At 53.9% G+C, this 20,754-nt stretch carries 19 protein-coding genes; 12 read left to right on the top strand and 7 right to left on the bottom strand.

Features of this window, described 5'->3' with window-relative positions; genetic code table 11:
* Positions 1-41: 41 nt before the first annotated feature.
* On the bottom strand, positions 42-608 hold the full coding sequence (gene efp / locus BN4609_RS00525) for an elongation factor P (RefSeq protein WP_021994182.1): 567 nt from the start codon (positions 606-608) through the stop codon (positions 42-44).
* A gap of 184 nt (positions 609-792) precedes the next feature.
* Here efp and rpmH point away from each other — a divergent pair, with 184 nt between their 5' ends.
* The 7 genes from rpmH to BN4609_RS00495 all read left to right on the top strand — a co-directional run bounded on the left by rpmH (position 793) and on the right by BN4609_RS00495 (position 7,781).
* Positions 793-948 (top strand): 50S ribosomal protein L34, encoded by a 156-nt coding sequence (gene rpmH, locus BN4609_RS15485; RefSeq protein ID WP_021994181.1) that lies wholly within the window; start codon positions 793-795, stop codon positions 946-948.
* Positions 949-2,195: 1,247 nt separating this feature from the next.
* Entirely contained in the window at positions 2,196-2,873 is a 678-nt protein-coding gene (locus BN4609_RS00520; protein WP_068854869.1) for a PASTA domain-containing protein, read from the top strand.
* A 47-nt stretch (positions 2,874-2,920) separates the two neighbouring features.
* A complete protein-coding gene (locus tag BN4609_RS00515) occupies positions 2,921-3,988 on the top strand; it encodes an RluA family pseudouridine synthase (RefSeq protein ID WP_021994178.1) in 1,068 nt (355 codons plus the stop codon).
* 16 nt (positions 3,989-4,004) lie between these two features.
* A complete protein-coding gene (locus BN4609_RS00510; protein WP_021994177.1) occupies positions 4,005-5,006 on the top strand; it encodes a D-alanine--D-alanine ligase in 1,002 nt (333 codons plus the stop codon).
* A gap of 53 nt (positions 5,007-5,059) precedes the next feature.
* Complete coding sequence (locus BN4609_RS00505) at positions 5,060-6,226, top strand: 1-acyl-sn-glycerol-3-phosphate acyltransferase (RefSeq protein WP_068854867.1); 1,167 nt, start codon at positions 5,060-5,062, stop codon at positions 6,224-6,226.
* Complete coding sequence (locus tag BN4609_RS00500; protein WP_068854865.1) at positions 6,216-6,905, top strand: NigD1/NigD2 family lipoprotein; 690 nt, start codon at positions 6,216-6,218, stop codon at positions 6,903-6,905. Before BN4609_RS00505 ends, BN4609_RS00500 begins: the two co-directional genes overlap by 11 nt.
* A gap of 54 nt (positions 6,906-6,959) precedes the next feature.
* Positions 6,960-7,781 (top strand): DUF3298 and DUF4163 domain-containing protein, encoded by an 822-nt coding sequence (locus tag BN4609_RS00495; RefSeq protein WP_084791292.1) that lies wholly within the window; start codon positions 6,960-6,962, stop codon positions 7,779-7,781.
* Between the two features lie 212 nt (positions 7,782-7,993).
* Here the strand turns inward: BN4609_RS00495 and BN4609_RS00490 are convergent, their stop codons facing one another.
* Positions 7,994-8,947 (bottom strand): NAD-dependent epimerase/dehydratase family protein, encoded by a 954-nt coding sequence (locus BN4609_RS00490; RefSeq protein WP_068854861.1) that lies wholly within the window; start codon positions 8,945-8,947, stop codon positions 7,994-7,996.
* A gap of 295 nt (positions 8,948-9,242) precedes the next feature.
* Here BN4609_RS00490 and kbl point away from each other — a divergent pair, with 295 nt between their 5' ends.
* A complete protein-coding gene (gene kbl / locus BN4609_RS00485) occupies positions 9,243-10,433 on the top strand; it encodes a glycine C-acetyltransferase (RefSeq protein ID WP_068854860.1) in 1,191 nt (396 codons plus the stop codon).
* Positions 10,434-10,616: 183 nt separating this feature from the next.
* On the top strand, positions 10,617-12,806 hold the full coding sequence (locus BN4609_RS00480) for a CotH kinase family protein (RefSeq protein WP_068854858.1): 2,190 nt from the start codon (positions 10,617-10,619) through the stop codon (positions 12,804-12,806).
* Positions 12,807-12,817: 11 nt separating this feature from the next.
* Here the strand turns inward: BN4609_RS00480 and BN4609_RS00475 are convergent, their stop codons facing one another.
* Entirely contained in the window at positions 12,818-13,597 is a 780-nt protein-coding gene (locus tag BN4609_RS00475; RefSeq protein ID WP_068854857.1) for a ZIP family metal transporter, read from the bottom strand.
* Positions 13,598-14,436: 839 nt separating this feature from the next.
* Here BN4609_RS00475 and BN4609_RS00465 point away from each other — a divergent pair.
* The 3 genes from BN4609_RS00465 (at position 14,437) to BN4609_RS00455 (ending at position 16,392) form a co-directional block, all read left to right on the top strand.
* Positions 14,437-15,432, top strand: a complete 996-nt coding sequence (locus BN4609_RS00465; protein ID WP_068854853.1) for a YqiA/YcfP family alpha/beta fold hydrolase — start codon at positions 14,437-14,439, stop codon at positions 15,430-15,432.
* Between the two features lie 79 nt (positions 15,433-15,511).
* Positions 15,512-15,793, top strand: coding sequence for a LysO family transporter (locus tag BN4609_RS00460; protein WP_068854851.1), 282 nt, complete (start codon positions 15,512-15,514; stop codon positions 15,791-15,793).
* Positions 15,790-16,392, top strand: coding sequence for a LysO family transporter (locus BN4609_RS00455; RefSeq protein WP_068854850.1), 603 nt, complete (start codon positions 15,790-15,792; stop codon positions 16,390-16,392). Before BN4609_RS00460 ends, BN4609_RS00455 begins: the two co-directional genes overlap by 4 nt.
* A gap of 3 nt (positions 16,393-16,395) precedes the next feature.
* Here the strand turns inward: BN4609_RS00455 and BN4609_RS00450 are convergent, their stop codons facing one another.
* The 4 genes from BN4609_RS00450 to BN4609_RS00435 all read right to left on the bottom strand — a co-directional run bounded on the left by BN4609_RS00450 (position 16,396) and on the right by BN4609_RS00435 (position 20,082).
* On the bottom strand, positions 16,396-16,863 hold the full coding sequence (locus tag BN4609_RS00450) for a nucleoside deaminase (protein ID WP_068854987.1): 468 nt from the start codon (positions 16,861-16,863) through the stop codon (positions 16,396-16,398).
* A 73-nt stretch (positions 16,864-16,936) separates the two neighbouring features.
* Entirely contained in the window at positions 16,937-17,578 is a 642-nt protein-coding gene (gene aat, locus BN4609_RS00445; RefSeq protein ID WP_068854849.1) for a leucyl/phenylalanyl-tRNA--protein transferase, read from the bottom strand.
* Positions 17,575-19,776, bottom strand: a complete 2,202-nt coding sequence (locus BN4609_RS00440; protein ID WP_068854847.1) for an AAA family ATPase — start codon at positions 19,774-19,776, stop codon at positions 17,575-17,577. The genes aat and BN4609_RS00440 overlap by 4 nt, the downstream gene beginning before the upstream one ends.
* Before the next feature lie 3 nt (positions 19,777-19,779).
* A complete protein-coding gene (locus tag BN4609_RS00435; RefSeq protein ID WP_021993140.1) occupies positions 19,780-20,082 on the bottom strand; it encodes an ATP-dependent Clp protease adaptor ClpS in 303 nt (100 codons plus the stop codon).
* Positions 20,083-20,754 lie beyond the last annotated feature (672 nt).

Genomic DNA, 20,754 nt, shown 5'->3' with positions numbered 1-20,754 from the left:
CCGGTTTTTACCTTTTCCCTTATAAGTGAGTTGTGTTCCTTTTATTCCTTCACGCGCTGCAGGTAACTGCCGTCGCGGGTGTCTACCTGAATGAGGTCGCCCTCGTTGATGAACAGCGGTACGCGCACCTCAACGCCTGTCTCGAGCGTCGCGGGCTTTGTGGCGTTGGTTGCGGTGTCGCCCTTTATGCCCGGCTCAGAGTGTGTTATGCGGAGGTTTGTCTTTACCGGCATCTCGCCGAAGAGCACAGTCTCGTTTGACGCATCTGACACAACCTCTATCACGTCGCCCTCTTTCATGTAGTCGACGCCTGTTATGAGGTCGTGTGCGATAGGAATCTGGTCGTATGTCTCCTGATTCATGAAGATGTAGTCGTCGCCCTCTTTGTAAAGATACTGGTATGGGCGGCGCTCCACGCGTACGTCTTCAAGTTTCTCACTGATGTCGAACCGGCGCTCAAGCACACGTCCGTCGACAACGTTCTTCAGTTTCACGCGCATGAAGGTGTTTCCCTTTCCGGGCTTCACGTGCAGGAATTCGATGACGAAGAACAGCTTGCCGTCCATGCGGATGCAGGTTCCGTTCTTAATGTCCTGTGAATTGATCATATGTGTCTGTCTAAATTTGAATTGTTCGTTTGTTCTTCCTTAATTCGCTGCAAAGTTACGTTTATTTTAGAAAAAAACCTAAATAAATCTTCTAAAAATCGCATTCTTCTTGGCTGTTTGAAAAGAAATGAGTAATTTTGCAGCCCAAAGCGTGAATAATAACAAATAAAATTATAGATAGAAAATGAAAAGAACGTTTCAGCCTCACAACAGAAGGAGAGTGAACAAGCACGGTTTCCGTGAGAGAATGTCGACAAAGAACGGTCGCCGTGTATTGGCTTCACGTCGTGCTCACGGCCGCAAAAAGCTGACTGTATCAGACGAGCACCACGGCAAATAAGCCGGAGTTCCGTCGGTGACGGGATTATTGTGAGCAGCAAGGAGCAGGGAGAAGTACCTGCTCCTTGCTGTTTTTTATGGCGTATGACGGGTGTCGGGCATGCCGTGGCGGTTTTCAGGTATGCCGTGACGGTGCGGTGTGAGAAGCCGTTTTTGTGCTGGTGTGGCGTGGCTTGGCAGGCTCGGGTTTTCTGTCTTATGTCCGCGAGAATGGGCTGTTTGCTCCGTGACTTTCTTCTGATGCGAAAAACGCGATTTTCAAGAGGTTTTTCCAAGTTGTTGATATTCAGTGGCTTGCTTTCTTTATGGTGGTTCTGGCAACGCGGAAAGCACTGTCCTGCATTGCCGGACGGGCTTTTCGGCACCGCCAAAGAGGCTCTTTCGCGCTGTGATACGGCACGTTCCGCGTCATGAAACGGGCTTTGCGGTGAGCCGGAAAGCCCGTTTGGGGGTATCGGGAGTGGGGTAGAGGCATGGCGGAGGGGCGTGAGCGGTGTTCGGAAAGTAGGTATTTGTGTTGTCCGGATGTCTGTTTCGCGATTTTGTTATGTAAAGAAAAAGTCAAGAAAACAGCGCGTCTCCGCTTCCGGGTTTTCTGTACGGAGAATGCGTGTCGGGACGGATGGAGGGGACGTATGGGGCATGGGGCACGGGTGGTGCGTGCCTCGTGCGGTCGGGGCGTGGCCGGACAGCGGGAGCGGAGGGCGGTTGCCGGGTTGTTGGTGTGACGGTGTTTTTTTACACTTTATCTGTGCTTTTATTTTGTTCATTGAGTAGTTAGTGTTATCTTTGCATAAGACAGGCATCGGTTCGGCATCATCAAGTCTGGTAAAACTTCGTTTCCCCGCCTTGCTGCTGCACTCACCTTGCACTGTCTTTGCATAAGACAGGCTGCGCTCGGCAATTTAAGAGCAAGCTCTTATTGCGTTCGCTGGCACTGTCTCTGCATAAGACAGGCATCGGTTCGGCATCATCAAGTCTGGTAAAACTTCGTTTCCCCGCCTTGCTGCTGCACTCACCTTGCACTGTCTCTGCATAAGACAGGCTGCGCTCGGCAATTTAAGAGCAAGCTCTTATTGCGCTCGCTGGCACTGTCTTTGCATAAGACAGGCTGCGCTCGGCAATCTGAGAGCAAGCTCTCATTGCGCTCGCTGGCACTGTCTTTGCACAAAAAAGGCTGCGCCGGGAAAGCAAATGATATGTCTGCTTTTCCCTTGTGCGCATATCCTATGTACAAAATGATGTGAGATGAAACCTACGGATTTCTTCAAAAAGTTCAAAAGCTGGTATCTATGGGGCAATCTGGCGGCAATGGCTTTTGTGGTGCTGCTGGCGGTATTCGGGCTGAAATACTGGCTCGGAGTGTACACCCATCACGGTGAGGCGATAGTGGTGCCCGACCTGCGGCAGAAGTCGTTCAGGGACGCCCAGCACATATTGCAGGGGCTGGGGCTCGATGTCGTGGTGAGCGATACGGGTTACGTGAAGACGTTGTCGCCCGACTGCATCCTCGAACAGACGCCCGCACCTGGCGAGAAGGTGAAGAGCGGACGTGTGGTGACGGTAATCATCAACGCCGAACATTCGCCCATGATAGCCCTGCCGGACATTATAGACAACAGTTCGCTGCGCGAGGCGATGGCGAAACTGTCCGCCATGGGATTCAAGGTGGGCAAGCCTGAGTATGTGCCGGGCGAGCGCGACTGGGTCTACGGTGTGACGGTGCGCGGCAGACAGGTGGTGGCAGGCGACAGGATATCGGTGGACGACGTTGTGACGGTGCAGGCAGGAAGCGGCATGCGCGACGAGTCGGACAGCATAGAGTATGTGGATGTTGACGCGTTCGAGCCTGTGGACGAGGGCGACGTGGACGAGTTCCAGGTAGTGACAGCTCCGTTGCCTGATGAAGAACCGGCTGCCGAATGAACCGGTAGTATATATAAATAGGTGTGAAAACAAAATCATGACAATTCATGGCAGACAACATAGAGGACATAGAGGAACTTGACGAGGAGGCGCAACAGCTATACGAGCATTTCCGCTTCGTGGTGGACAAGGGACAGGAGGCACTGCGCGTGGACAAGTACATGTGCGAGAAGCTCCAGCACTCCAGCCGCAACCGCATACAGAAGGCTGCGGACGCCGGGTTCGTACACGTCAACGACCGTCCCGTGAAGAGCAACTACAAGGTGCGTCCGGGCGATGTGGTGACACTGATGCTTGACCGTCCGCGTTTCGACTCAACCATAGAGGCGGAGGACATACCGCTCGACATCGTCTACGAAGACAGCGAGCTGATGGTTGTCAACAAGCCCGCCGGACTGGTGGTGCACCCGGGTGTGGGCAACTTCCACGGCACGCTGGTCAACGCCGTGGCATGGCACATGAAGGACGTCGGCTCTTTCGACCCCAACGACCCGGAGGTGGGACTGGTCCACAGGATAGACAAGGACACGAGCGGACTGCTCGTCGTGGCAAAGACTCCGGCTGCGAAGACGTCGCTCGGAGCGCAGTTCTTTAACAAGACGACCCACCGCAGCTACGTGGCTCTGGTGTGGGGCAACTTCAACGAGGACGAGGGACGCATAGAGGGAAACATCACCCGCGACCCGAAAGACCGTCTGCGGATGACCGTCTGCCCTCCCGACTCGGGCATAGGAAAGCCTGCCGTGACCCACTACAGGGTGATGGAACGGTTCGGCTATGTCACTCTTGTGGAGTGTATCCTTGAGACCGGACGCACACATCAGATAAGGGCGCACATGCGGCACATAGGTCATCCGCTCTTCGGAGACGAGCGTTACGGCGGATGCGAGATATTGCGGGGCAACAGAAGCTCCTCTTACAAGGCGTTCATCACCAACTGCTTCAAGCTCTGCGACCGTCAGGCACTGCACGCCCGCACCCTCGGCTTCCGCCATCCGCTCACAGGCAGGCAGATGGACTTCGACTCCCCGCCACCCGCCGACCTTGCCGCGCTGATAGAAAAGTGGCGCGTATACATATCCGGGACAAACAACAACACATTTGAGAATCAGTAAGCAACGTTTTGAAAAAATGGAAAATATAAAGAGAAACATAGCCATCGTGTGTGGCGGCGACTCGTCGGAGCACGACGTGTCGATGAATTCGGCGAACGGACTCTATTCGTTCTTCGACAAGGAACGGTACAACGTGTACATCGTTGACGTGGAGGGACAGAACTGGCACGTGAACTTCGAGGACGGCACAACCGCTCCCGTCGACCGCAACGACTTCTCCTTCGTCAAGGACGGAAAGGCTGTGGTGTTCGACTATGCCTACATAACCATACACGGAACACCGGGAGAGAACGGACTCATGCAGGGCTACTTCGAGCTTATAGGCGTGCCTTACAGCACGAGCGGAGTGCTCGTCGAGGCAATGACGTTCGACAAGTATGTGCTCAACCGCTACCTCAGCGGCTATGGAATAAACGTGGCACGCAGTCTGCTGCTGCGCCGCGGGGAGGAGAACAAGTACAGCGAGGAGGAGATAGAACGCATCATCGGTATGCCGTGCTTCGTAAAGCCCGCCGCCGACGGAAGCAGTTTCGGCGTGTCGAAGGTGAAGAACGCCGACCAGCTCGCGCCCGCCCTGCGCGTGGCTTTCATGGAGAGCAACGAGGTGATGATAGAGAGTTTCCTCGACGGAACGGAGATATCGATAGGCTGTTACAAGACAAAGGACAAGTCGGTGGTGTTCCCTGCCACGGAGGTTGTCACCGCCAACGAGTTCTTCGACTACAATGCCAAGTACAACGGAGAGGTCCAGGAAATCACTCCGGCGCGCATATCGCCCGACACGGCGGCGCGAGTGGCTGAGGAGACATCGCGTATCTACGACATACTTCGCTGCAACGGAATAATACGTGTGGACTATATCATAACGAAAGACGAACACGGCAACGACAAGATAAACATGCTCGAGGTGAACACCACACCGGGTATGACCGCCACAAGCTTCATCCCCCAGCAGGTGCGTGCCGCCGGACTCGACATCAAGGACGTGCTGACAGACATAGTGGAGAACCAGTTCTGAACCGGCGCCTGAGCGTGGCTCCACTTTATTACCTACCTGATAATTAAGTGATTATGAACATCGAGTTATTAAGACAGTATGATGCGATAAGGCCGTTCGAGCCGGAAGAGCTTCCGGAAGTGTATGAGCGCCTTGTCGCCAACAGCCAGTTCAGGGCGGTGGCTGCCGCCATCTTCCCCGACATCCCGTTTGAGACGTTGTCTGAGAGAATGCGTGCGTGCCGCACGAACCTCGACTTCCAGCGCACGTTCTGCTATCCGTTCCTCTCCGGACTGCTCGCCAAGGCGAGCCGGGGATGCGACATCGACTGCTCGGCGATAGACAACAGCCGCAACTACACGTTTGTGAGCAACCACCGCGACATAGTGCTCGACTCGGCGTTGCTCAACATGATGCTGCTCGACTCGCATTTCTCCACGACGTGCGAGATAGCCATCGGCGACAATCTTCTGTCTCTGCCGTGGGTGAAGGACATCGTGAGGATAAACAAGTCGTTCATTGTCGAGCGGGCGTTGTCTATGAGACAGATGCTCACGGCAAGCAAACGGCTGTCCGACTACATGCATCTTGTCATAGCGGAGAAGAAGGAATGTGTGTGGATAGCGCAGCGCGAGGGACGCGCCAAGGACTCCGACGACCGCACGCAGGAGGCAATACTGAAGATGATGGCTATGGGAGGGGAAGGCACGGTGAGAGACCGCATCGCGGCGTTGCACATCGTCCCGCTGTCCATATCGTATGAGTTCGACCCGTGCGACTTCCTCAAGGCGAGGGAGTTCCAGCTCAAACGCGACGTGGAGGGATGGAAGAAGTCGGCGCAGGACGACATCGTGAGCATGCAGACCGGCATCATGGGCTACAAGGGACGCATACACTACCACTGCGCGCCATGCATGGACGGATGGCTCATGACCCTCGACGAAGACATGCCGAAAGGCGACTTCTACCATGCGGTGGCTGAACATATCGACCGCGACATATTCTCCGGCTACCGGCTTTATCCCAACAACTACATCGCACTCGACATGCTCGAAGGCTCAGACGCTCTCTCCGCGCATTATACCGGAGCCGAGAAGGCTGCCTTTGAGAAATATATCGACACACAGCTTGCAAGGATTGAGCTGGAGAAACCTGACTACTCATTCCTGCGCGAGCGCATGCTCACGATGTATGCCAATCCGGCGCGCAACCGTTTCAGTGTGATGGGGGATGATGTGTAAGACGCGCTTCATTCATATAGCAGGCGTGCTGGCGGTTCTGGCAGTGCTCGCCGGATGCTCAGCCGACGGGTATGAGAGCGGTGACGGCAAGTATTCGTACATGCGTGCCGACTTCGTGGAGATGCATTCGGATGCCGGAGAGACGGTGGACTATGTCGTGACGGACGACGGACAGAAACTCGTCACAAACCCGCCTTTCACACTGTCGTGGATAACGGTGCCCGATTCGGTGTACAGGGCACTGATGTATTACAACCTGACTTACAACGAATCGGGTACTGCCTGTGCCAAGGCTCTGTCGGTGGTGAGGGTGCCTGTGCTGAACATAGTGCCCTTGCGGCAGACAGACAATGTGCCCGCCGACCCCGTGACGTTCGAGAGCGCGTGGCTGTCGGCAGAAGGCAAGTATCTTAATATGTGCGTGGTGCTGAAGTCGGGGACGTCAGATGACAACGGAGGAGTGCAGACCGTAGGGGTCGTGGAAGACAAGACCGAGGACTTGCCCGACGGAGGCAGGTGCGCCGTATTGCGGTTCATGCACGACCAGGGCGGTGTTCCGGAATATTATTCGGTGCGCAAATATCTGAGCATAAGGACCTCCGACATAGACGCCGACGCTGTGAGGATAAGGATAAACACCTATTCCGGAGAGACTGAAAAGCTGGTGTACTTGCGTTGATACAATTATTTTATAATTCAATTTTTATAATTCAAACTCTTAAACTCCATCATTATGAAAAAGATTATGTTCCCGTTTGCTGTGCTGTCTGCCTTCATCATTGCGGCGCTCAGCTCATGCGGCGGTCAGAGCAAAGGCTCTTCCGATGCAGACAGTCTTGTTTTCGACAGTATCGTAGTCGATACTGTGGCTATGCTCAACGGTGATAACGACTCCGTGAGGTGCGAAATTAAAATGAACATTCTTTATGCCGTAGGAGCAAATGCGGATGCCGTGAACGACTCGATAATGAATTCCGGCATATTGACAGATATGTGGAAGTCTGAGGAAAAGCCTGACTCGGGCATCACGATGAGGCAGGCTGTGGACCGGTTTGTCGCCTCATACATCGCCGGTTACCGCGAGGAGTGCGGCAAGATGGTTAATGAGGGCTTGAGCGGAGCGTCGCTCAACTATGAGTATATTGTGAAAACGTCAGCCAAGGAAGGTCGTCCGGGCGTGATAACATATCTGTCTGACATCTATTCGTTCACCGGAGGAGCGCACGGCATGAACCTTGTCAAGGCGATAAACTTCGACACCGCCACCGGCGCGAAGATAGGGAAGGCTGACTTCTTTGCCGCAGACGCTGACAGCGTGGTGACAGAAGGAATAATCAAAAGCCTCTCGGCACAATATAAGACAGACGGTCTGGACGGTCTGAAGGACCAAGGCGTATTCGCTCTGGGAGAGCCTTACGTGCCCGACAATTTCGTTTTGGGCAAGGACAGTGTCACGTTCATTTACCAGCCTTACGATGTTGCGGCTTACGCACTCGGCACCATACGTGCCTCGGTGGCTTATTCTGACATTGAGACAGCCATTGTAAAGAAGTGACGCAGGGGCGTAGCGTGATGCCTGACGAGGAACCGGCTGTCAGCAGGAAAGCCAATCATGCCGGACTTCATCGGGCTTCCTCTGTCAGTATCCTTACGCCTGTTGCGTGTCAAAAGATATTTCCGGCGGTCTGATAACGTTCCCGGAAAACTGAAACGGATGTGCTCCGCTTGAAGGGCACATCCGTTTTATATATATAATATGTATAATCTTTACTTGCCGAGTTTTATCCTCAGTTTCTCAATCATGTCCTTTGTCATTGTCTTCATGTCGTAATCAGGCTTCCAACCCCATTCCTCCCGTGCGCACGAATCGTCGAGAGAGTTGGGCCATGACTCGGCTATGGCCTGCCGCAGAGGGTCCACCTTGTACACCATCTTGAAGTCGGGCACAGCCTCCTTGATGCTGTTGTATATCATTTCCGGGTCGAAACTCATCGACGCTATGTTGAAAGCATTGCGGTGAACGAGCTTCTCCGGGTCAGCCTCCATAATCTCTATGGCAGCGCGAAGGGCGTCCGGCATGTACATCATGTCCATGAACGTGCCTGCGACGATGGGACATTCGAATGTCTCTCCCTTCACTGCGGAGTAGTAGATGTCAACCGCGTAGTCGGTGGTTCCGCCTCCTGGAGGAGTCACGTATGAGATAAGTCCGGGGAAACGCACGGCTCTCGTGTCTACGCCGAAGCGTGTATAGTAATAGTCACTCAGCAGTTCGCCTGTCACCTTTGTCACCCCGTACATTGTCTTCGGGTCGCGTATGGTGTCCTGCGGAGTCTTGTCTTTCGGTGTGGACGGTCCGAACGAGCCAATGGAACTCGGTGTGAATACGGCACACTTCTTCTCTCTCGCCACTTCGAGCACATTGAACAGTCCGCCCACCCCTATCTTCCATGCCAGTTGCGGCTTGGCTTCCGCCACAGCGGAAAGCAGTGCTGCAAGGTTGTAGATTGTATCGACGTGGTATTTCTCCACCGCATCCGCTATCTGCTGTTGGTTGGTTATGTCAACGATGGCAGACGGTCCGCTTTCTTTCAATTCCCCTTTTGGTTCTGCGCCGGGAATGTATCCGGCAACGATGTTGCCGCTGTAAAGGTTGCGCAGCATCATGGTGAGTTCGGAACCGATTTGTCCTGTAGAACCGATGATTAGAATATTTTTCATTGTCGAGGTTTGTTTGTATAGTCTTTCTGTAAGTAAAGATGGTGCAGGCGTGAGGAAAAGAGAACCTGTTCTTTATTTCCCGGGCGTATCTTATCTTATGCAAAGATAATGAAAGCGAGCGGAAAGAGAACTTGTTCTATATTTCCCGAGTGCATCTTATCTTATGCAAAGGTATGCAGTTTTGGCGGTAAAAAAGCATTTTTTTACCTTATTTTTTTGTCAGGTACAAAAAAAATATGAACTTTGTCTTGCGACATGACAATGGTGCTTAAACAATATATTAAATCATAAAGCTATGTATGGTAAAATGAAAGAATTCCTCGCGAAGGAACTGGCAGACATAAAGGCTGCCGGATTGTACAAGAACGAACGTGTGATAACCACTCCGCAGCGCGCTGACATCAAGGTTAAGGAGGGCGGAGAGGTGCTTAACTTCTGTGCCAACAACTACTTGGGGCTGTCTGACAACAGCCGTCTCATAGACGCCGCAAAGAAAGCCATGGACTCGCACGGCTTCGGTATGTCGTCCGTAAGGTTCATATGCGGCACCCAGGACCTGCACAAACAGCTCGAGGCAGCCGTTTCCGATTACTTCAAGACGGAGGACACGATTCTTTACGCATCGTGTTTCGACGCCAACGGCGGACTGTTCGAGTCGCTGCTTACAGACGAGGACGCCATCATATCAGACGCTCTCAACCATGCGTCCATAATCGACGGTGTGCGCCTTTGCAAGGCTAAGCGTTACCGTTATGCCAATGCCGACATGGCAGACCTCGAGCGTTGCCTGAAGGAGGCGCAGGCACAGCGTCACCGCATCATCGCAACCGACGGCGTGTTCTCAATGGACGGCAACGTAGCTCCTATGGACAAGATATGCGAACTTGCCGAGAAGTATGACGCGCTCGTTATGGTTGACGAGTCTCATTCAGCCGGAGTCGTGGGTCCGACAGGTCACGGTGTTGCCGAGCTTTACGATGTTTACGGACGCATCGACATCTTCACTGGCACGCTCGGCAAGGCTTTCGGCGGTGCGATGGGAGGATTCACGACAGGACGCAAGGAGATTATCGACATGCTGCGCCAGCGTTCGCGTCCTTATCTGTTCTCCAACTCGGTAGCTCCTTCCATAGTAGGCGCGAGCATAGAGATGTTCAGTATGCTGAAGGAAAGCAACGCGCTGCACGACAAACTGATGGACAACGTGACATATTTCCGCGACAAGATGCTCGCCGCAGGCTTCGACATAAAGCCCACACAGAGCGCCATCTGCGCCGTGATGCTGTATGACGCCAAGCTGTCGCAGGACTTCGCGGCACGCATGCAGGAGGAAGGCATCTACGTGACGGGCTTCTATTATCCCGTCGTTCCGAAGGGACAGGCACGCATACGTGTGCAGTTGTCAGCCGGACATGAGCGCAGCCATCTTGACAAGGCGGTGGACGCGTTCGTCAAGGTGGGCCGTGAGCTGAACGTCATCAAGTAAGACTGTATACCATTCTTAATATATATGTATAATGTGACGGCATCCGCCGGTTTTCCGGGTAGCAGGAGCCGTCACATTGTTTTTTATGTTTTTTTATGTTTTATATTTTTAGTAAAAACCTTTCTCGGTTGTTATTATATTATAGAGACCATTTAATGACTTAATAATTAAATACGTATTTAAATGAAAAGAATACTTTTACTTATGCCATTTATGCTGCTTGCGGTGTTATCGCACGCACAGCGTTCAGACAACTACAAGCCTACTAACAATCCTAATGTGAGGCTTACGAGAACCAACATGCCTATTGTCTTCATCAACGTAGACGGACAGATGATACAGCGTGAGGACCGTGTCACGGCGCGGGTGAAGATTATTGACAACGGAGAGGGACAGTACAACTACGGTGACACCATAGCCCATCCTGACCAGAAGGTGGACTATGAGGGATATGTGGGGCTGAAATACAGAGGCAACTCGTCGTTCAACAGCTCTGAAAAGAAGCCATACTCGTTCCGCCCGCTGGACAAACCGCTCGAGGAGGGAGGCAAGAAGCAGAAGGTGAAGATAATGGGTATGGGCAAGGACAACGACTGGGCGTTGCTCGCCCCGTTCTCCGACAAGAGCATGATACGCGATGTGCTCACCTTCGAACTGGCGCGCCCGTATTTCGACTATGTGCCTCACGCAAAGTTCTGCGAGCTCGTTCTCGACGGCACTTATTATGGAGTGTTCATCATGTCGGAACGTGTGGGCAAGGGAAAGAATCGTCTCAACCTTAACGACCCGGGCGAGGACGACGGCGATCTCACCGGAGACTTCCACGTGGAGATAGACCGCGACGACGAGCCACAGTACTACCGGTCGAAGTATCATCCCGTGGACGGCAGCGGAAACGAACTGTCCTCGAGTTGGATAACATACCAGTACAAGTCTCCCGAATACGATGACTTCGCCGAACTGCCTGCCGGCACGGAGGCGGCACTGCACAAGGCGATAGACGATATGGAGGCTTCGTTCCGCACAAGCTACTACAGCGACCCGGAGCGCGGCTACCGCAAGTACGTCGACGAGACTTCGTTCATAGACTACATGCTCGCGACAGAGCTCTCGTTCAACATCGACGGCTACCGTCTGAGCACCAATCTGTATAAGTACAGCGAGACGCGCGCCGCACGCGAGGGACTCGACCACAGATGGAAGATGTCGTTATGGGATTTCAACATAGCCTACGGCAACGCCAACTATAATTATGGCGAGCGCACCGACCTGTGGCAGTATGACTTCAACGCCCGCACAGGCGACCCTCAGCTCGTGCCCTTCTGGTGGTATAAGTTGACCCGCGACAAGAGTTTCATGGACAATGTGAAGCAACGCTGGCAGCAATATCGCAACGGACAATATTCCGATGAGGCTATCGAGGCGAAGATAGACTCGCTCACAAACGTCATCACCTCCGGCGGCGCACTCAACAGAAACCAGAGCGCGTGGAACGTCATCGGACGTCAGGTGTGGCCCAACTATTATGTAGGTCAGACCTATGGGGACGAGATAGACTATCTGAAGAACTGGATAAGAAACCGTGTGAAGTTCATGGACAAGCAGCTTCTGCCGCGCGACCCGTCGTTGCGTTATGTTCCGGTGAGTGTTTCGGAGGGGTGGAACGGAGACGTCATCATAGAGTCGCTGCCCGCATCGGGGCATGCCACCGGGGCTATCGACGACAACCGGTCGTTCTATTCGGAATCGCTGAAGAGCGAGGGCGGACTGCCTGACTCGCGCGTGATAGTGTCCAACTCAGACATTGAGTACAGGCTGGCTGCCTACGACGGCAACAACTCACTGCACCTCAGAAGCTCCGGACAGACGGGAGAACTGGTGTTTGACAAGCCGTTCGCCACTGCCGAACTGAGCATGCTGGCAACCAGCGGCAGGGGACAGAGCGAGATAGAGGCTGTGGTTAACTATGCTGACGGTACGAGTTCGTCACCGCAGATGCTCACTGTGAGAGACTGGTCGGTGAGAAATCCCGTAGGTGATGAGGCTGTCACGCAGCTCGGATGCATGACCCTGTCAGACTCTTCTTACGGCACTGACTGCCATTACTGTCTCTTCGAGAACGCCATAAGCTGCGACGAGAACCGCCAGGTGAAGTCTGTCACGATAAACATGCGCAACGACGCCACCCTCTCGGTGCTCGCCTTCTCGCGTCAGGAGAAGACTCCCACCGCCATATCATCGCCGTCTGTTACGGGTGAGCGCACGGTTGTAGGCATCTATTCCGCCGACGGAGTGAGACAGTCGGGAACGAAGAGCGGACTGAATATCATCCGCTACTCAGACGGAACCGTGCGTAAGGTGATGCTGAAATGACTCCGCGGTGCTCATCCGAGCACCACGTCGAGCATCATCATAAGTGTGAAGCCGATTGCAAAACCTATGGTGCCGAGGTTGCTGTGGCTGCCTTCTGACGCCTCGGGTATCAGCTCTTCCACTACGACATATATCATTGCGCCCGCTGCGAAGGCAAGCAGATAGGGCATGACCGGGGCGACTGCCGATGCGAGAAGTATCACGGCAGCCGCCCCTATCGGTTCCACCACACCGCTGAGCGAGCCTATCGCGAATGAGCGCGTGCGGCTGTTGCCCTCCGCGCGAAGCGGCATCGATATGATGGCACCCTCGGGTATGTTCTGTATTGCTATTCCGAGCGACATCGCCATTGCCCCAGCCGCCGTTATGCCTGCCTCACCCTGCATCGCTCCGGCTATCACCACGCCCACCGCCATGCCTTCGGGCAGGTTGTGGATGGTGACTGCAAGCGAGAGCATCGCCGTGCGCGAGAGACGGCTGCGCGGTCCTTCGGGAGCGGCTCCGCCTATGTGCAGGTGGGGCGTAAGATAGTCGATGGCGAGCAGGAAGCCTATGCCGCACAGAAAGCCTGCGGCTACCGGCATCACCTTTACCCATCCCTCGCCGCCGCTCAGTTCCATGCCGGGTATGAGCAGCGACCACACCGAGGCTGCCACCATAACTCCCGAGGCGAATCCGAGCAGCGATTTCTGCACAAGCGCAGGCATCTCGTGCTTCATGAAAAATACGAACGCCGCGCCTGTCATCGTGCCAAGCAGCGGCAGTGTGAGTGCTATTATAAGTCCTTCCATAACTGTTCCGTTTCTTTTTATGTGTCGTTAATATACGTGTCGATGCCTGCGAGGCGTGTCTTTCTTATGCCAGCACAAGCGTCGTCCGTGCTTCATGCCGCGACACCGATGACGCAATACGCGTGTCATTGCCACTGTCGAGGCTATAGCTTCTGCAAAAGTAATAATTAATTCCGATATTCGCGACATTATGGATTTTATACGCCTGTAATGTATATTTATGCATCCCGGCTTGACTTTATTTTGACAAAACAAATCTTCAAAATAGAAGCTGTAATACCGTAAAACGTGAATAAAAAGTGCATTTAAATGCTACGGCAGGGCTGAAAAGCATCGCATACGGTGTGGAAAAGACTTTTTGATGTGACTGGAAGGGCTTTATGGCGATGCATTAAAGCCTTTCTTGTGTTGCGGAAGAGGCTCTTTGGTGAGACGGAAGAGGCTTTTTGGCAGTGGCGGAAAGCGTTTTCTGTGAGACGATTCTTGGTAAACGGTTGGTTGCCAGGGATTTACTCGTTCTTTGCGAGAACCGCGTGTATGCGGGCGCGAATGCTTTTGTGCGAAACGGAGGCGCTCTCGTGGAGTTGGGAAAGACGGTTTATGCATAAGCGACGGACGGAATTGCATGAATATGCAGGATTGTTTTTGTGCGGTGGCGGTGCAATCTGTGTGGGGCGGATGGCGGTCGGGCGGAATAAAATGTGTAATTTTGCACTCTGCCGGAAGGTGCTCCGCGGCATACTGGTCGTCACGTGCCGGATGTAAGGACAGATGGTGCGATGGATGCAGGCGGATAATGCGGAGCGTCCGTACCGTTGATATATAAAAACAGGAGAGATATGGAAAACCAATATGTGAAGCAGTTTCCCGGGCTCATGTCCGGAAAGAAGATAATGTATGTACACGGATTCGGCTCGTCGGCGCAGTCGGGCACGGTGACGCTTCTGCGCACTCTCATGCCTGATGCCACCGTTGTGGCGCGCGACATACCCATACATCCCGCCGAGGCGATGGACATGTTGCGTGCCATGTGTGAGGAAGAGAAGCCCCATCTCATCATCGGCACGTCGATGGGAGGCATGTACACGGAGCAGCTCAAGGGCTACGACCGCATCCTTGTGAACCCTGCCTTCCGCATGGGCGAGACCATGACAAAGCATGGAATGACAGGCAAGCAGACGTTCCAGAACCCCAGAGCCGACGGTGTACAGGAGTTCATCGTCACCAAGTCGCTCGTGAAGGAATATGCAGAGGCTACGTCCCACTGCTTCGAGGACATCACTCCGGAGGAGCGTTGCCGCGTTACGGGACTGTTCGGTGATGAGGATCCCGTCGTACACACGTTCGATCTGTTCTGCGAGCATTACCCCGAAGCCATACACTTTCACGGCGGTCACAGGCTCACCGACAAGGTCGCGCTACACTATCTCGTGCCCCTGATACGCCGCATAGACGACCGTCAGGATGGCAGACAGCGTCCCACGGTGCTCATAGACATCTCCACACTTGCCGACAGCTACCGCAACGCCACGGCAAGCATGCATAAGGCGTATGAGGCTCTTATCGAGCGATATGACGTCTACGTGGTGGCTCCTGCGCCGTTCAACGACCGTGGCAGCATGGCGGAGACGGTGGAGTGGGTGGAGAGATATCTCAGCGCTCCCGCCCACGACCGTGTGGTGTTCGCCAACCGGCGTGAGGTGCTCTACGGCGACTATCTCATCACCGACCGTGAGAGCGACGGATTCATCGGCACCACGGTGGTGTGGGGAAGCGACGAGTTCAAGACATGGGAGGAGATAATAGTCTTTTTCGACCGTCTTGGCGGACAGTGACGTCATCGCGTGTGCTGTTCAGGAGATGATAGTGAATTAAGGGCGTCTGCCGGTTAGGGATAAAAACAAGTCCGGAAGGATGTTTACTGTAATAATCATAATGCTTTGCGGTGTGCTTGCCGGGCGTGTCGCCGGCATGAGATGCCGTCCTGCGGTGTCGCGTGTGGTGACTGTGCTCATATGGATTCTGCTTTTCATGCTTGGCGTGGAGGTGGGAGCCGACCGCCGCATCACCGGTAATGTGCTCACACTCGGTCTCGACGCGCTTGCCGTAGCGGCAGGCAGTGTCGTGGGGTGTGTGCTGTTCTCGTGGGTGATGTGGCGTATGGTGCGCGGAGAAGAAAACGATGACAGGAAATGAAAGGAAGCATAATAATAACCCTTTTTTTCGCCGCCGGAGTGGCGTGCGGCGTGACGGAGCTCATACCAGAAGGCTTTGTGAGCAGCAGCACGAGCTTTTTGGTGCTGTGCGCCCTTATGTTCAGCGTCGGCATGTCGATAGGTTGCGACTCCGCTACGCTGCATAGCTTCAGACGGCTCAATCCGCGTCTTGCCCTCCTTCCGCTCGTAACCATCGCCGGTACGCTTTCCGGCAGCATGGCGTCATCGCTCGTCCTGCCCCACCGCACGCTTTCCGACTGTCTTGCTCTCGGCTCAGGCATGGGCTACTATTCGCTTTCCAGCATATTCATAACCGGGTATCGCGGAGCTGAGCTTGGCACTGTGGCACTCCTTGCCAACATCCTGCGCGAGCTGGCTGCGCTGCTCCTCGCTCCTTTCCTTGCCCGCAGGTTCGGCTCTCTGGCACCCATCTCCGTGGGCGGAGCCACCACCATGGACACCACGCTGCCCGTCATTACGCGCAGCGTGGGACCTCAGTATGTGGTGTTGTCGGTCTTTCACGGTTTCGTGACCGACTTCAGCGTGCCGTTTCTCGTCACGTTCTTCTGCACGCTCTGACCGTCAGTATTCGGTCTTCTCGCCGCTTTCCTCCCACATCCTAAACGCCTTTATCGCCTCGTCAGGAAGCAGCAGCTCCATCTTTTTCTGTCTCTCGTCGGGCGGCAGAGGTATTTCCTGATAGATGAAGTCGTCGTCGAATCCTATCTTCGCGGCGTCCTTGCGGTTGTTGGCGTAGTATATCTTGTCAAGACGAGCCCAGTATATCGCTCCCAGACACATGGGGCACGGCTCGCACGAAGTGTATATCTCGCACCCCTCCAGACAGAACGTGCCCATCTTTGCGGCGGCGCGGCGTATGCAGTTCACCTCCGCGTGGGCGGTGGGGTCATTGTCCAGAGTGACGCTGTTTGACGCCTCTGCCACTATCTCGCCGTTTCGCGCGATGACGGCACCGAACGGTCCGCCGCCGTTTCTTACGCTTTCTTCCGACAGGGCGATTGCCCTGCGCATGAGTTCTTTCTTGTCCATAATAGTCGTTTTTATGTCCATTCCTTTCCGGAATGTGTTGTTCATGTTCTTATAGTCTGTTTTTAGTGAGCCGTTAACCGCGCACAATGCTCATGTATTCGTCATAGCTGATGTGCCGTCCGCCCATCGACTTGAGGTGGGGCGTCTCAAACTGGCAGTCAATCATCGCTCCGCCGTGCTCCGCCATGTAACGGGCGAGGTGTATGAGAGCCAGCTTGCTCGCGCTCGGAACAAGCGAGAACATACTCTCTCCGAAGAAACATCTGCCCAGACAGACACCGTACAGTCCGCCCGCGAGCCTGCCGCCGTCCCACACCTCCACGCTTGTCGCGAATCCCTGCCTGTGCAGTTCCTCGTAGGCTCTGGTCATGTCGTCGCCCAGCCATGCCCCCGCCTCGCCTATGCGCAGCTGTCCGCAGGCGGTTATCACGCTGTGGAAGTCGCGGTTTATGGTGACAGTATACAAGCCCTTGTTCATGAGTGTGCGCATGGAATGCGACACGTGAATCTCTTCCGGGAATATCACGAAGCGGTCCATGGGGCAATACCAGTGTATCTCGTCCGCCCACCGGAAGGCATACCATGGGAATATCCCGTTGGAATATGCCAGTATGAGGCGGTCTGTGCTCAGGTCGCCGCCCACGGCGAACAGCCCGTCGGGATCGCCGAGCCTCGGGTCCGGGAATGCCAGTCGTTTGTCTATGCGGAATATCATTGTGCCAGTGCCGGTCTGTCGTCAATTATGTCAATCTCCGCCTCACCGCCTTTGGCAAGCCGTCCGAAGAGAATCTCGTGTGTGAGCATGGTCTTCAGGTGGCGGCTGATGATGCGGTCGAGCTCGCGCGCACCGTATTCCTTGGTGAATCCCCGCTTCAGAATCCACTGTCGCGCAGCCTCGCTGAGCTTCATGGTGATGTTCTTCCGGCTGAGCTTCTCCTGCAGTTCGCCGAGCTTCTTGTCCATTATGAGTGTCGCCATGTGCATGTCCATGTCGTGGAAGACCACAGTGGCTGACAGCCGGTTGATGAATTCGGGCTTGAAGGTCTTCTTCACCTGTTTCATCATTGCGTCGCCCTGCGATATACCTCCGGCAAATCCCACCTGAGCGCGCGACGCATACTGCGCCCCGGCATTGCTCGTCATGATGATCACAACGTTGCGGAAGTCAGCCTTCTGACCCTTGTTGTCGGTGAGCCGGGCATAGTCCATCACCTGCAGAAGGATGTTGTAGATGTCCGGGTGAGCCTTTTCTATCTCGTCGAACAGCAGCACGCAGTTGGGTGTCTTGCGTATGGCGTCGGTCAGTTGTCCTCCGTCCTCATAGCCCACATATCCTGCCGGTGAGCCGATGAGCTTCGCCACGGTGTGCTTCTCGGTGTATTCACTCATGTCGAAACGCACGAGCGAGATGCCGAGCTCGGCTGCGAGGACGCGCGCCACCTCCGTCTTGCCCACTCCGGTGGGTCCTACGAAGAGCAGGCTTGCCAACGGTTTGTTGTCGTCGAGCAGCCCCGCCTTCGCCATCTGCACCGCTTCCACCACCTGGCTCACGGCTTCGTCCTGACCGTAAATCCTCGCTTTGATGTTCTGCTCGAGCGATGCGAGTCTGGTGTTGTCGTCCTCCTTCATCACGGCGGCGTCTATCTTGCACATCTTCATGAGCACTTCCGTCATCAGACTCTTGTCCACCAGCTGCCTTTCCCCTGCCGAAGGGTGTGTGGCGCGGTATGCTCCCGCCTCGTCGATGAGGTCTATCGCCTTGTCGGGAAGAAACCTGTCTGATATGTGTTGCGCCGCCATCCTCACCGCGTAGGCAATGCTCTCTTCAGTGTATTCCACTCCGTGAAACTGTTCATACTTGTCTTTCAGTCCGCTGATTATCCTTATCGTCTCCTCCACATCAGGCTCGGCGATGTCTATCTGTTGGAATCTGCGCACTATGCCCCGGCTCCGCGCCATGTGCCGGTTGTACTCGTCGTAGGTCGTGGAGCCTATGAAGCGTATGTTGCTGTTCTCCATGTACGGCTTCAGCATGTTCGAAGCGTCGAGCGCGCCGTCGCTTCCCCGTCCGGCTCCCATCATGTTGTGTATCTCGTCTATGTACACAATGGCGTTTCCCTCGGCTGCTATTCCGTCCATGACGAGCTTCATCCTCTTCTCGAAGTCGCCCCTGAACTGGGTTCCGGCGAGCATTGTGCTCATGTCCATCTGGTAGACATGGCATCCGCGCAGCCTCTCCGGCACGTCCCCACGGACTATTCTCGCCACGAGACCGCGCACCAGAGCCGTCTTTCCCACGCCCGGCTCGCCTACGTGCAGAGGGTTGTTCTTGTCCTTGCGGCACAGCACCTGTATGGTGCGTTCCAGTTCCTCGTCGCGCCCTATGAGCGGAGTGAACGAGTCTGCGATGTCGTTCATGCACGTCACGAGGCTTCTCCACGCCTCTTTCGGATGTTCCTCCGGTCGGTCGTCCTCGTGCGGTGACGGGTGCGAGGATATGAGCAGGCTGATGAAGTCGCCCACGTTGTCACCGAGATACTTGTTCAACAGCATTGTCGCCTCGGAGTCTGTGAGGTTGAGCAGTCCCACTGTGAGGTGCGGGATGTCCACCCTTGCCGCCTCCGATTGCTCCACCTGGGCTGTCGCTATCTCCAGCATCTGCCCCAGCTGCACCGATGCCTCCGGGCTGTATTCGGCTTTCCCGGGCACGCTTTCCACCGTATCCATATACTCGTTGAGCTCCTTATACATTTCCTCCACGTCGCACCCCACGGTATAGAGAGCCTCTATGAACGGTCTGTAGTTGAGCAGTGCCATGAGCACATGCTCAGGCATGACAAACTCCTTGCGCTGTCTTTTGCAGTAGGTTAGCGCGAGCGAAAGTATCTTGTTCAGATTTGCGTACTCTTCCATAATCTATTCCGGTTGGCAACTGAACCTCAGCGGGAAATTCTGTTCGCGTGCCATGTGTGTCGCCTTCTTTATCTTTGACAGCGCGACGTCATAGCTGTATATCCCCACAACGTCCTGTCCGTTGCGGTGGACGTTGAGCATCATACGCTCAGCCTCCTCCGATGTCTTGAAGAAAACCGTCTTGAGCACCGTCACCACAAACTCCATCGTAGTGAAATCATCGTTGTGTATGATTACCTTATACCTTCTGGGCTCGCACGTTCCGGTGTGTTCGCGTTCGCGTATGGATGATTGTTCCTTTGCCATGTTGACTGTTCTTTAAAATGGGCTGCCGTGTGAGGGCAGCGCGTCTGTTGTCTGATGCAAACTTACTGATTTTTTCCCGACCTTCCAAACATGACATATTAAAATATGGCGGAGCACAGGCTGTATACATATATTATATATGTTGATTTCAAAATATGTAAGTCTTTTTCAGAAACTTTCGTTAAATTATGACTAACTTTGCGGATTGTTGGAATATTAGAGATTCCATTATTAATTTATTATATAGCAGGATTAGCATGTTTAATTGTACGAGTTACAAGACAATGTATTAATAAAAGCTTATTTTATAAGTATCATCAGCAATATGCGGACTTCCTATAAACATTAATAATAATGATATATAATAAGGCTTTTAAGGAGGATTTATATCACCTCGTGGAAAAACTGAGGCATACGGAGAGCCCGGATGCAAAAAAAATAATGTTTGAAGTATTGGACAAGGTGAGTATCATGGTGTTGGGTGAAAATAAATGTGCAAACACAAATATGCAAGAGCGACTTGATATTTTGTGTAGTACATTTTGTCTTTCTGTTCATGAAAAAAACCGGATATATAAAGTTAAGCGTGATGCAAACAGTAACAAAGAGTTATTGCCTGAAGTAATTAATCGTGACAGAATAGCATTATACGATTTTATCTCTAATGTGTTT

It is taken from the genome of Leyella lascolaii, assembly GCF_900079775.1.
GTDB classification, from domain to species: domain Bacteria; phylum Bacteroidota; class Bacteroidia; order Bacteroidales; family Bacteroidaceae; genus Prevotella; species Prevotella lascolaii.
Note: the sequence above shows the minus strand (reverse complement) of the source record. Positions and strands in the feature narration are given on the sequence as shown.